Genomic DNA, 13,358 nt, shown 5'->3' with positions numbered 1-13,358 from the left:
CAATTTTTAGCTCGATTGGAGATACTCCCTTATCGACGATTTCTTTAGAATTTTTATATGTCTTGTAGTTAAAGTTAGTAATTTTACTAGTCGATAACTATTCATATGAAGAAGCTAAGAAACTATCGTATCAAACTAAAAGAGTCAGATAATATTGAGTGTATTCTCTATGAAATGATTGGAGACTCTACTTCAAATTCTTTTAATGTCATTGTCGATAATATTTCAACAACTGGTATTGGTGTGCTCATAGGAGAGTATGTTGATAGTCAAATTTTCAAAATCGAAATTCGTTTCAAAAAAATTCGTCTTTTTCAAACAGTAAAGCTTAGACGTTATAGGCCAAATTTTAACAATATTGGCGATAACTACCTTGGCCTTGAGTTTATTGATTATGAAGTCGAAAATATTATGAATCTTATGACTGAGCTCGTTTCATCAATGGGTAAAAGACGCTTAAGAAATCTCATGTATGACATGGTCTTAAATGAAGCTGTTGCTGGAAATTATGATTCTGATAATAACTTTGATAAGGATATTGATGATAATGTTTCTGTTTCTATGATCCTTGATTTGTTTCATATTTTTAAAAATTATCGTAACAAAGTCGAATTAATAAAATTATTTATCATAGAAGTTCAAAGAATAGTAAAGGCCCGCGATGCACGAGCATTTATTGTGGGACACGATGAGCATACATTCAGTGAATTTGATTTTCAGACAAATCAATTGAAAGAAATTGAATATCCAATCGTTGGTATTCTAGAAGAGCTTTATAATCATCCTCGTGGAATCAAATCAAAATTTTCTCAATCTCTTTCTAGTGATGAATTTTTTAATATGTATGAAGTCGTTAATAATACGACTATTTCAACATATATGATGTGTCCGATCTTTGATCACAATGAAAATATCTTTGGTATTTTAAATTTCTCGAATAAAGAAAAGAATGAGCTATTTACGGATAATGACCTTAAGCAGGCTATGTTTTTGGCCCGAGTAATTGGACTTCTTTACTTTTATAAGAGTGATGAAATTGAGGAATATGAAGAATATCACAGCGATGACTATGAGGCGGATGTTGCCTTCAACACATCTATGGGGATTAGTGTTTTTGCAAAGGGTGCCCAATCTTTTCTTGAGCAATATAGTGCTCCAAATGAGAGAGGCCCTGTCTATATTTATGGTGGTGAAGGAAGTGGAAAGTATTTTCTCTGTGAAAGAATTGCAAGGCAATCAAGTACCGCTAACACGCATATTGAAATTGTTAATTGCTATGCCAAAATGACCAAAAAAGATATTGATGATATCGTGGACAAGATCAGGGATCGCGTTATTAATGGCCACGTTATATTTAAGGGCCTTGATAAGCTATCAACTAGTGTTGCCAATTATATTATTAATACAGTTGATAAGAGAGAGTCTTATCGAACTATGTTTACAGGTACTGACTATATTCCAGAGTTGGCCATACCAAGTTTTAAAACAATTTCATTAGTTGAAAGAAAGGAAGATATTCTCTTCTTCGCAAATTACTTCATATCGCAATATAGTTTAAAGAATCATACTGCAAAGAAGCGACTTTCTCATCGTGTTCAAAAAATGCTGCTTGATTATGATTGGCCAGGAAATATTTCAGAGCTTAAGGCCTGTATTGCACGACTTATGATCTTTAATAAAGGTAGCGGAAATCTTACTATTCGTACGAGTGAGATCACTCCATTATTTGAAAAAGATTTTCAACCTCAAATCTCAATTGAGGCCAATGACTTAAAAATTAATGCTTTTGATGAGCATGATTTAAACGAAAAAGAGTGTGCTGATCTTTATCTATATTTTTTCGTGGCAAAACAATTAAAAGAAGGCGCTGTTGGCCTAAAGTCTGTTGCGAAGGGATCGCTAATTGAATATGAAGATATGGTTGAGCGACTTAAAAATGGTAGTAAGGTTGTAAAGCGACTTTTTAATGAAACAGTTGAAAGGGTAGAGTTGTATATTTCAGATAATGTGGCCTAGTTAATAGACTAGGCCACAATTTATTTTTAAGATTATTCGTTTTCTTCGATGAATCTTTCTGCTCTGATCGCCGCCTGACAACCAGAACCCGCAGCAGAGATTGCTTGACGATAGTAAGAGTCCTGAACGTCACCACAAGCAAAAACACCTGGAACGCTTGTATCAGGGTGCTTTCCTTGAGTCACGATAAACCCATGATCATCAAGTTCAATTTTTCCTTTTAGGAAATCAGTATTTGGCTTATGTCCGATACCCATAAATAGGCCATCAGTTTTTCTTTCAGATACTTCACCAGTTTTTAAGTTTTCAACTTTGATTGAAGTAACACCAGTTGCATCGGCAATGATTTCTGTTACAGCACTATCCCATACGAATTCAATCTTTTCGTTATTGAAAGCGCGCTCTTGCATTGGCTTAGATGCACGTAACTCATCTCTTCTGTGAACAACATAAACTTTCGAAGCAAACTTTGTAAGGAAAGTTGCTTCTTCCATTGCAGTATCTCCACCACCAACAACGTGAACGACACGGTCGCGGTAGAAGAATCCGTCACAAGTTGCACAAGCACTTACGCCTTTACCAATAAGTTCTTTCTCATTTGGAAGGCCTAGGTATTTCGCTGAGGCACCTGTTGCTAGGATTACTGCATCAGCAGTATAAGTTTTGTCACCATCAACTGTTAAAGTAAATGGTCTCTTTGTTGTATCAATATCAGTGACGAAACCACTCAGGTATTCAGTACCAAATCTCTGAGTTTGTTTCTTCATATTGGCCATAAGCTCTGGCCCCATAATTCCCTCTGGGAATCCTGGAAAGTTATCAACGTCAGTTGTTGTCGTTAATTGTCCCCCTGGCTCATGTCCTTCAATAACTAGAGGTCCAAGGTTTGCACGAGATGCATATAGGGCCGCTGTGTAACCAGCAGGACCTGATCCGATAATAATGACTTTGTGGTGTGCCATTTAAAAACTCCGTTTTATTAAATTTTACTCAATTCCTAATTCTTTCTTAATTTCCTCAGGGCGATCATCTTCTTCTGGATGCATATCGTAGTATGCATTTACGCTAACTAGGTCATCTGGATTAGCTGCTTTCTTTGTTGTTTTGTAAACTTCGCCAGTCATTTGGCATTCGTATCGAAAAATTTGAATATTCTTCTTTCTTTTGGCCATATCTTCCTCCGTTCACTCATGGTGCACCGTGGCATAATTTTGTAAAAATATACATACCTTACCATATTGTTTCAAATACTTCCATTCGTTATAATTAAATATATGGATAAATATAAACAATTCGTAATGATACTTTTGCTAAATTTATTGATGGCAAATACTTATGCCATGATGCAGGCAAAAGTTGTGGCCCTTTCTCAATCTGGACGCACCTTAAAGCTTTCTGTCGGTAAGCTTACCGGACTTAAAACTGGTGAAGTGGCCGATGTGTCAATGCGCATTGGTGACTACCAAAAGCCTAAGTATCTTTATCTAGGTAGCATTGAACTCTTAAAAGTGTCTGATCGCGAATCTTACTGGTACTTCAAGGATATTTCTGGAGATAAGATAAATCGTGCAAACTTCGCGCCTGATGCGACACTTGCTCTACAAATTCGCTCTCAAACTGCAAGTGGCCGCTATAAGAAAAAGCCTGTTTATGAAATTAAGGCATATGAGTCGAAAAAAACTGAATTTAATAATCAGCATGCAATTGATGGGCAGGTTCCTACGGACTTAATTCAAGATAAAGAAACGCCAAGTGATAAGAATTATGCTCAGGATATTGCTGACTCGACGATCTACAAAGTGACAAAAGAGACGCAACTAAGAAACGGTGATGAAATTATCGTAAGGGATGGCAGACTTCGCTATAAGTATGTGGACTCCCAGCTAGAGCCTGTTGATACTTCAAAATTATCTGCACAAGAATTTGATGCTCAAATGGGAGCACAAAATAAAGATCAATTAATTAAAATTTCTGCTGCACAAGATGGTTATAAGGAAATGCTTTATAGTGGAAAGCCAGATCTAACCGGTGCAAATTCAAATTTATCAATTCCAAATGCTATGGAAGAAAGTCTTGCACGAGAAAGAGCAAAGAATCGAGTAACGAAGTCAGCTAAGGCCGTCTTAGATAAAGAAGGCCCTCTGTGGTCTGCCGATATGGATAGTGAACAACTTAGTCGCTACTTAAAATCTTCTGGAATTGCTCGCGAAAAATTTAGGCGTGAAAATGTACTTTCAATTGAAAGTGGTAATGAAGTGCAATTAAGTTTTATCTCTAACCTTATGCCAAATTATACAGACTCTGATAGCAATCATCAGAATCTTGGATATGGCCTTGCTGCTTCATATGAGTTTCATCTTATTAGAGCACATGATTCATTAAAAAAATGGAGCGTTGACTTTGGGCTTGATCTTTCGAATCTAAATGTTGATTTAGGTGGGATCAATGGCCGCATGACTTATATGAATTTTGGCGCCCACGTGAATTACTATTTTTACAACGCACCTTATGTTCGAAATAAACTGCTTGCTTATGTTGGCCTAGGGATAAAGCGTGGTACAGGTGAGACAACTTCGCCAAGACTCACTAATTATAGCTATGACTATGAATTAGTGGCCTTACCTTCAATTTCACTAGGTATTAAAACTCGTATTTCAACTTTTAGAGATTATGAAAAGGGTAATATGTTTGGCTATGGAATAGGTGCCAAATTAAATTATGAGCTTCTTAGTTTAAGCCCGATTAGTGAGGTTAATGCGACAGATGCTTCTAACTTTGAACTTAATCAAACAATTAATAATTTAAAATTTATAGCTAGTTTAAGTATATTTTTTTAAGGAAATGATATGACAGGACGTTTATTAAAAATTCTCTCTATTTCACTCATTACTCTGTTGAGTTCGAGTGTTCTTGCTCTCGATATTGATGAGAAGTTAACTTTCAGAATTCTTCAAACATCATCTTCAAAGAAGACGATTCTAATGAATCGAGGATTAGAAGATGGATTAGTCATTGGAGATCACGCTAAGTTCTTTATCACAACTGGTGTATTTGCAAGGGCCGTCTGTATTAAAGCAACACCATCTCGCTCTGTTTGGAGTATTTACCGCATTGTTAAGCCTAGTGAAATTCAAAGAGATAAGGTTGCAAATTTAAAAATTTCATCACCTGTTAAATTGACAAGTGATCGCTCTAAATCTCTACAAGCAACTTTTCCTGCAGGAAGACAAATGGGCGAGCCTGTTGATATTAATCGTCAAGCTCCTGAGCAAAGAAGTGCCTATTCACAACCTTCTAAATCAATGTCAGAAAGCTTTGATGAAGAAAGTGAGCTTGATGCAATTAAAACAACTTCTTTTTCTAGTAATCAAACGATGTCAAAGCCGACACCAAGTAAGATTCTAGATAAAAATATGGCCCTAAATGTATCGGCCGGCTTTAATATGCTAAGTGGTACTTATGATAACGTTGGAGTTAGCTCTGATGCTGAGTTAAGTACACTGGGCTTTGCTGGAGAGTTCGAGTTGTTCTTTCCTAAGTCGCAAAGTTTTTTACAAAAGTTTTCTTTAAAGGCCAGTGTTGGTTACTATTCAGGAAGCAATGGAATTTCAGATTCAACGTCTTCTTCAATTGACTTTGGTGGAGCAGTTAACTTCCACATTTTCAACCCTCTTGCGACGAATCGTTTTATCCCATACGTAGAAGTAGGATTTGGTTTATCGATGACTTCACTTAACGAAATCCCACAAAATGCTGGATCATCGACAACTGAGAGTCTATCAGGTTCAGGTACTTATATGAATGTTGGTGGTGGGATTAAGTATACACTAGATTCAGGATTTGGTTTTTATGCAAAAGGTGACTACTTCAGTAGCTCATCAACTTTTAGCATCGAAACCGGCGGTTCAACAGTTGAGAATACAATTTCTTTAAGTGGATTTAGAGCTATCGCAGGTGCTTATTTACGTTTCTAAATACTTCTCTAACAGACGCAGCTAAGAAATTAGAGGCGTCTGTTAAAGTCTTCTTCACAACGAATAAATTCATACTTTCTCACTTGCGCTTCTTGCTCAGGAGTAAAACCTTTTTGCTTAAATGGGTTGTAGCGCATTTTGAAGCGAAATTCAGCGAGGGTCTTATCTTGAATATAGGCCTTCTTATGTTTGTGTACTATCGATCTTGCAACATCTTGGGCCATCGTTCTAAACGTTGTGTACTTGCCGCCAACTAGAACATGGCAATTCTTTAGTGGTTGAAAGTATTTGTGTACGCGTGCTGTTTTTCCAAGAGTTGCTGTCGAGTCATCTTTAACAAGAGGTCTTATTCCTGCAAATGATGAGAGAATATCATCTTCTTGAATTTTAGCTTTTGGAAAATATTGGTTTAAATTTGCTAATAGGTAAGTGATCTCTTCTGCAGTCGGCTGTAAATCAAAGTATTCTTCTTCTACTTTAGACTCTGTCGTTCCTACAAGTATACGATCAGCTTGTGGAATGACAAAGATTACTCTTCCATCATTTGGTGTTAGTAGAATTGCTGTTTTAATCTTAAGGCGCTCTTTTGAGATCCAAATATGACTTCCACGTGATGGTAGAAGTTGTGGATTCCAATGTATTTGCGCAGACTTTGCTAGAACTTTATCGGTAAAAGGCCCTGTTGCAAAAACGATGTCATTGCAGAAAACTTCCTTAGTCACACCTTCGATCTCATCTTTCAAAATGACACGAATTCTACCATCATTAAGAAATTCATAATCTTCAAGTCCTATATGATTAAGAGCATGACAGCGTGGATTGATTGCAGCGTCTCTTAAAACTTCAATGGTTAGGCGTCCGTCATGTACAACAGCATCGTGGTAGACACCGCTTCCTTTTAGATCCTCTTCTTTAAGATCTGCATTTATTTCAAGCGTTTCAATCTTGTTTTTCATCTCATAAGGAGAATTTTGAAAGCTTGATAGTAAATCATATAAGAATAATCCAATTCTAATCATCCACTTTGGACGAATCGAATCAGAGTATATGGGTAGATAGAATTTTTCTTCAAAGCAAAGGTGCGGTGCAAGTTTTAACCAAAGATTCTTCTCATGTAGTGCTTCCCAGACGAGAGGGAAGTCAAAGTTTTCAAGATAACGAATTCCTCCGTGAAGCATCTTCGAGCTTTTTGAACTTGTTTGAGAGGCAAAGTCCTTCTTATCGATAAGAAGAGTATCAATATCGTGGAGACTTAAATCTCTAAAAACTCCCGCTCCAACGATGCCACCACCAATAATAATAGTGCTATAAAAATCTTTTGTTTCGCTTAAATTGCTAATCATAATTGTCTATTTAGCTATGCTTTGTTCTCTTCTAGAACGACATAGTCCCCATGGGCCATGATAATGATATTATTTGATGTCGAATCACTGCGTTGCTGATTAACTGTAAAATGAATTGAGATAATTGCATTAGCACCCTTTTTAAACGCACTTTCCCTAAACAATTCGCTGAAATATTCAATTAGGTTAATGGATTTAATATCATTAAACTCATTGCCATCAATAACTTCATTGATTTGCATTGGTCCAAGGCTATGTGTTATCAAATATCCCGGGACGAAGTGAGAAGAGCTTAATAAGACATCTTCTTGCGTAAAATCCCTGTCATTTCTTATAAAGTGCTTCGTCTGATTCTGATTAATTGAGCGTGGCCCTGTTAATCCTCTTTGATCGCTATTGTCATAGTTTGGACTAGCATGAATTTCATGAGCAAGACCTAGTTTTATCACACGACAAAAGCGACGTAATTTTCCTGCTAAGTAAATTGCACTAAACTCACCAATTTGGGCGATGAGAAGTTGTCCACTCTCTAAGCTTCTTCGATAAAGTTCTTCATTGTCACCTAAGAGTCCGTGCTCATTCAATATAGCAAGAATACTCTCGTCGTATTCACCAGGAACTATTCCTTGCATAAGAATTGAAAATGGAGGATTGCCTCCAATCGCTACCTTTCCATATGTTGAATTGGCCGCAAAATCTCTAACTTCTCTAAAGTCTTGGGCCGGCCTTATTTCAGGTGCGACTGTTTCAGGAGTCGCCGTAAGAGGTGTTTCAACTTGTTCATAGGACTCAATTTGCGGTGCTACAAAATCTTCTTGTTCAACTTCACTCTCAGCTTCGTATTCGGGTTGGTCTTCTTCAAGAGGTGAGAGCTCGATTTCAGCTTCTTGGTCTTCTTCTTGGTCTGCTTCTTGATCTTCTTGAAAAGTCGGGAAGTTTTCAAAGCTTGAATCTTCATCGTCACTTTGCTCTTCTTCAACACTATCTAAGTCAGCAGACTCTTCAAAGTCGTCGACCTCGTCGAAGTTGTCAGACTCTTCAAAATTGTCAAAGTTGTCAAAGTTGTCAAAGCTTTGCTCTTCATCACTTTCTTGGCCACTTTCTTCATCTTCAAGCTCTGGCCCGTCAAACGCGTAATCGGCTTCGTCATACGATTCTTCTTCTGAGAAGTTTTCGTAATTTTCGGCTTCATCCTCAAACTCGTTTTCGGAGTCATTTGAATTATTAGAATACTCAAATGGCGCTAACTCGATTTCCGCCTCATCTTCTTGTTCATCTTCCTGTTCATTTGATTGGCCATCATCTGACTCATCGAGATCAGCAAGAAGCTTGTCGAGTTCATCATCACCTTGATGAAGAAACTCTGACAAGTCTTCAATACGTGTTAAATCGTTTTTGTTATCGCCATCTGACATATTAATTATGATCCGTGACAGTGTTTAAATTTCTTTCCAGAACCACATGGACAAGCATCGTTTCTTCCAACTTTAACTTGGCCACGAGAGCGTGGAGCTTGTTGTTGTACAGGCTCATCTAGACCTTCTTCTTCAGCAATTCTTTGTGCTTTTAGAAGTTCTAATTGTCTTTGTAGTGCTTCTTCTTGCTCACGTCTTAGTTCCTCAATTTCTTCTTGAGTGTAAAGACGAACAGTAAACATGTTGCGTACAACACTTGCTTTTACATCAACACGCATTTGTTCAAAAAGGTTAAATGCTTCTCTCTTATATTCTGTAAGAGGGTCTTTTTGTGCGTAGGCCTTAAGATTGATCCCTTCTTTAAGGTGATCCATATTTCTTAAGTGATCCTTCCAGTGTTGATCAAAAGTTGATAGTAGAATTTCTCTAAGAGCTAAAGTTACTTGTCTATCATCGTATCCAGCTAATTTGCTTTCTAGGATTTCCTTAGCTCTTTCTTCAAAGTACTTACTAACATTTCCTTCAAATTTTTCTGAACATTCTACAGCGCTTACTTCATATTCAGTGTTAAAAGTTGCACTAAAGCCAGACTTCATATCTTCCCAAGGAAGGTCTTCTAATGGAACTTTCTTTTGCGGGCGATAATTTTCATATAAGTTATCTGCAACATCTTCTGTCATCTCTTTTACGAATCCAAGGTTGTCTTCATCTGAAAGGATGTCACGACGGATACGGTAGATAACACGACGTTGTTCATTCATAACGTTATCAAAGTCAAGAAGGTGCTTTCTGATTTCAAAGTTATGAGTTTCAACTTTCTTTTGAGCTTTAGCAATCGCATTAGTGATCATCTTGTGCTCAATAGGCTCATCCTCTTCCATCCCAAGAGTGTTCATAACCTTTGCGATACGATCACTTCCGAAAATTCTCATTAAATCATCTTCAAGCGATAGGAAGAATTTTGAACGTCCTGGGTCTCCTTGACGTCCAGAACGACCACGAAGTTGGTTGTCAATTCGACGTGACTCGTGTCTTTCTGTACAAAGGATATATAGACCGCCAAGGGCCTTTACTTCGTCATTAATTTTAATGTCGGTACCACGACCTGCCATATTTGTTGCAATAGTAACGGCACCTTTTTGACCAGCATTTTCAATGATGGCCGCTTCTCTACCGTGTTGCTTAGCATTTAGTACATTGTGTGGAATACCAGCTTTTTCAAGTTCTTGAGAAAGTAGGTTTGAAGAATCAACTGTAATTGTCCCAACTAGAACCGGTTGACCTTTCTCATTTAATTCTCTTAGAAGCTTAATAATTGCTCTATACTTTGCTTGCTTATTCTTATAGATAACATCAGCTTCATCAACACGAGCAATTGGAAGATTTGTAGGAATAACAATTACATCGAGATCATAGATCTTTTTAAATTCTTCCGCTTCCGTATCTGCTGTACCTGTCATACCTGCTAGGTTTGAGTACATTTTGAAGTAGTTTTGGAAAGTGATTGATGCAAGAGTTTGGTTTTCTTGCTTAATCTCTACGCCTTCTTTCGCCTCGATCGCTTGGTGAAGTCCATCTGACCAACGAGAACCTGTTTTAAGACGCCCTGTGAATTCATCAACGATAATGACTTCACCATCTTTAATGATGTAATTAGCATCTCTTTTAAATAAGTGGTGAGCACGAAGGGCCTGATTTAAGTGGTGAAGCAGAGCTGAGTTTTCGATATCGTAAAGATTATCAACTTTCATTAGCTCTTGAACTTTCAAAATCCCTTCTTCTGTGAAAACAGCAGACATCGATTTTTCATCAATCGTGAAATGTTTTTCGACAGTAAGCTGTGGAATAACTTTATTTGCAACACCATAAAGTGTTGAGTCACCTTCACTTGGACCTGAAATTAATAGGGGAGTTCTGGCCTCATCGATTAGAATCGAGTCAACCTCATCCACGATACAGTAGTGAAAATCTCTTTGAACATATTCTTCAAGTGAGAATTTCATATTGTCTCTTAGATAATCGAAAGCAAATTCGTTATTTGTTCCGTATGTAATGTCTGAAGCGTAAGCCGCTTGGCGCTCTTCATCTTCCATGTCTGCAATGATGCAACCAGTAGTTAATCCAAGCCAGTTATAAAGAACACCCATCTCTTTAGCATCACGGCTAGCAAGGTAGTCGTTAACTGTTACAAGGTGAGCACCTTTTCCTTCAAGAGCTTTTAGATAAAGAGGCAGAGTCGCAGTAAGAGTCTTACCTTCCCCTGTTTTCATCTCCGCAATAATCCCTTTAAAAAGAACAATACCACCAATGATCTGAACATCGTATGGACGCATACCAAGAACACGCTTTGCAGCTTCTCTTACTGTCGCAAATGCTTCAGGAAGAAGTTGTTCAAGAGTTGCTCCTTCACTTAGACGTTGCTTAAACTTAGTCGTTTGGGCCTTTAGTTCCTCATCACTAAGCTTTTCCATCTGTGCTTCAAGTGAGTTGATTTCATTAACAATTGGCATGATTTTCTTGATGTCACGATCGTGTTTCGTGCCAAAAAAAGACTTAAGCGGATTAAACATTTAAATTTCTCCTAATTAATCCAGTACATAATAGAGAGGGTCCACCGGCGTTCCATTTACACGAATTTCGTAGTGTAAGTGGGGGCCTGTCGATAAACCGGAGTTTCCAACTTTTGCAATTGGTTGCCCCCGTTTGACCTTTTGGCCTTTTACAACGATGTTTTCTGAATTATGTCCGTAAACTGTAGTTATACCGTATCCATGATCTATTTCAACGTGGTTTCCAAAACCGTAATTTTTCTTTGATACTTTAACGATACCATCCGCTGGCGCTAAGATGATTGTTCCAATTGGTGCACCGACGTCTAGGCCTTCGTGCATCTTTACACGTTTTGAGTAGTGACTCATACGTGGACCGTAGTACGAAGTTATCCAGCCTCGGGCCGGAAGTAGAGTTGGCGTTGATCTTAAAAAAGATTCGCGATCAAGTAAGAATTGATCGAGCTCATTAACACGAATCTCTAAGTCACCTGAAATCTTGCGTAGAATTGAATATCGATAATCAAAAAACGCGAAGTTTTCAGCTAACTTAAAACTTTGTTTAATTAAGCTACTCCATTCCTTTGTGAAGCTATAACCAGAAGTTAGACCAAAATTAGTAGCGATCTTTCTTTCATACAGATCATTGATGTCACTAAATTCCTCAACTGTTTTGAGTTCCTTTAGTTCCGACTTAACTTTGTCCATTAACTCCTGGTCTCTTTGCGGAATGAGAACAGATTGTGGGTTACGAGATGGATTTGATGGTGCCGAATGATTATGGCCGTGATCACCTTCTTGGGCCTCTTGTTCATCAGAGTTCTGCATTACAGGCTTTGTCAGATCAAAATCTTTAAAACCAGAGATGACTCTTAATTTACTTTCGATTTTTTGAATACGTTCAATATCATCGGTTAAAGTATTGAGCTTCATATTAAAGAGCTGGATTTGCTCTTTAAGCTGACGGTTTTCAATACTCAAGTGACGATTTTCGTATACCTGCTTAAGGATCTTTATATAGTCAAAAGTGAGAATTCCAATAACTGCTACAATGATAACTATGAAGAATAATACAGAGTTGAAGATCACGCGCGGTATGCGAAATGACTTAACTCCTTTTTCTTTTTCAGGAATTACCATAATTGTGTAAAAACGACTCAAAATTACTTCCTTGAATTTTCAATAATTTCTGATGTTTATTGTAGGTTTCTTGATAACAGTTTGCAAGACATTAATCTATGACACATTGAGACGAAATATTTCTCTCAAGTAGTGAAAGTTAAGATTAATTAACTACAGCTAAGATTACAGATATATTGTCCTGACCACCGTGTTCGTTGGCCTGTCTAACAAGTGTCTGTGCACAGTCGTGAATGAGCTGATGACTTAGATCGTCGTTCTTTTTGATCATGTCATTAATGATGAAAAGAATATCTTCATCGCTTAGTTTTCCATGAAGTCCGTCAGAGCAGAGTAGAAAAATATCACCTTTACTAGGTTTGTAATCATAAAGGTCGACTTCAATTCCTGATTCAAAACCAACCGTTCGAGACAAGTAATTCTTATTCGGATCATTTGCTGCTTGATCGCGGGTATAAATTCCAAAATTTATTTTTTCTTGAATAACTGAATGATCTTTTGTTAGTTGAAAAATTTGACCTTGAGTAATGACATAAGCACGAGAGTCTCCAACATTTGCAATACTTGCTTTATCTTTTCCAAAAAGAATTCCAACAACAGTTGTTCCCATTCCTTTTAGCGATGGTTCTTCATCCGCATAGTTTTTGATTTTTTCATTTGCAAAGTGAACAGAATCTTTAAGTACTTCTGAGATATCAGTGCTGGCAGCTTTTAGTTCTTTAACTTTCTCTGCAATATATTTAATTGCCATTGTAGAAGCGAGTTCACCTCCAGAGTGTCCACCCATGCCATCTGCTACAATATAGAGTTTACTTGAATTTCCAACGTAAATAGAGTCCTGATTGGTTTCTCTCTTGCGGCCAATATCTGATACGCCGGCACAAATAATTTCCATGTTCACCCTTGTAATCCCTCAACAAT

General features: G+C 37.4%; 10 protein-coding genes. 3 read left to right on the top strand and 7 right to left on the bottom strand.

From position 1 onward, the window contains the following. Window positions 1–105 precede the first annotated feature (105 nt). Window positions 106–2,016 carry a hypothetical protein gene (locus C0Z22_RS05415; protein WP_103217322.1) on the top strand — a complete coding sequence of 637 codons (1,911 nt, stop codon included), beginning with the start codon at window positions 106–108 and terminating at the stop codon, window positions 2,014–2,016. Window positions 2,017–2,048: 32 nt separating this feature from the next. Here C0Z22_RS05415 and trxB read toward each other — a convergent pair whose 3' ends face one another. Both trxB and C0Z22_RS05405 read right to left on the bottom strand, forming a co-directional pair. After that, window positions 2,049–2,978, bottom strand: a complete 930-nt coding sequence (trxB, locus tag C0Z22_RS05410; protein ID WP_103217321.1) for a thioredoxin-disulfide reductase — start codon at window positions 2,976–2,978, stop codon at window positions 2,049–2,051. 24 nt (window positions 2,979–3,002) lie between these two features. Beyond that, window positions 3,003–3,188, bottom strand: a complete 186-nt coding sequence (locus C0Z22_RS05405) for a hypothetical protein (protein WP_103217320.1) — start codon at window positions 3,186–3,188, stop codon at window positions 3,003–3,005. A gap of 102 nt (window positions 3,189–3,290) precedes the next feature. Here C0Z22_RS05405 and C0Z22_RS05400 point away from each other — a divergent pair, with 102 nt between their 5' ends. After that, window positions 3,291–4,853 carry a hypothetical protein gene (locus tag C0Z22_RS05400; protein ID WP_146037806.1) on the top strand — a complete coding sequence of 521 codons (1,563 nt, stop codon included), beginning with the start codon at window positions 3,291–3,293 and terminating at the stop codon, window positions 4,851–4,853. 9 nt (window positions 4,854–4,862) lie between these two features. Continuing rightward, complete coding sequence (locus tag C0Z22_RS05395) at window positions 4,863–5,990, top strand: hypothetical protein (protein ID WP_103217318.1); 1,128 nt, start codon at window positions 4,863–4,865, stop codon at window positions 5,988–5,990. Between the two features lie 29 nt (window positions 5,991–6,019). On the opposite strand, the gene C0Z22_RS05390 is transcribed toward C0Z22_RS05395, so the two are convergent. The 5 genes from C0Z22_RS05390 to C0Z22_RS05370 all read right to left on the bottom strand — a co-directional run bounded on the left by C0Z22_RS05390 (window position 6,020) and on the right by C0Z22_RS05370 (window position 13,332). Further along, a complete protein-coding gene (locus C0Z22_RS05390) occupies window positions 6,020–7,333 on the bottom strand; it encodes a glycerol-3-phosphate dehydrogenase/oxidase (RefSeq protein ID WP_103217317.1) in 1,314 nt (437 codons plus the stop codon). A gap of 14 nt (window positions 7,334–7,347) precedes the next feature. After that, window positions 7,348–8,748 carry a hypothetical protein gene (locus C0Z22_RS05385; protein WP_103217316.1) on the bottom strand — a complete coding sequence of 467 codons (1,401 nt, stop codon included), beginning with the start codon at window positions 8,746–8,748 and terminating at the stop codon, window positions 7,348–7,350. A gap of 5 nt (window positions 8,749–8,753) precedes the next feature. Then, window positions 8,754–11,318 (bottom strand): preprotein translocase subunit SecA, encoded by a 2,565-nt coding sequence (secA, locus tag C0Z22_RS05380; protein ID WP_103217315.1) that lies wholly within the window; start codon window positions 11,316–11,318, stop codon window positions 8,754–8,756. 15 nt (window positions 11,319–11,333) lie between these two features. Further along, entirely contained in the window at window positions 11,334–12,458 is a 1,125-nt protein-coding gene (locus tag C0Z22_RS05375; RefSeq protein WP_146037805.1) for a M23 family metallopeptidase, read from the bottom strand. 124 nt (window positions 12,459–12,582) lie between these two features. After that, window positions 12,583–13,332, bottom strand: coding sequence for a Stp1/IreP family PP2C-type Ser/Thr phosphatase (locus C0Z22_RS05370; RefSeq protein WP_103217313.1), 750 nt, complete (start codon window positions 13,330–13,332; stop codon window positions 12,583–12,585). Window positions 13,333–13,358 lie beyond the last annotated feature (26 nt).

It is taken from the genome of Halobacteriovorax sp. DA5 (assembly GCF_002903145.1).
Lineage (GTDB): Bacteria > Bdellovibrionota > Bacteriovoracia > Bacteriovoracales > Bacteriovoracaceae > Halobacteriovorax_A.
The sequence above is the reverse complement of the archived record's forward strand: the minus strand, read 5'-3'. Positions and strand labels throughout refer to the sequence as shown.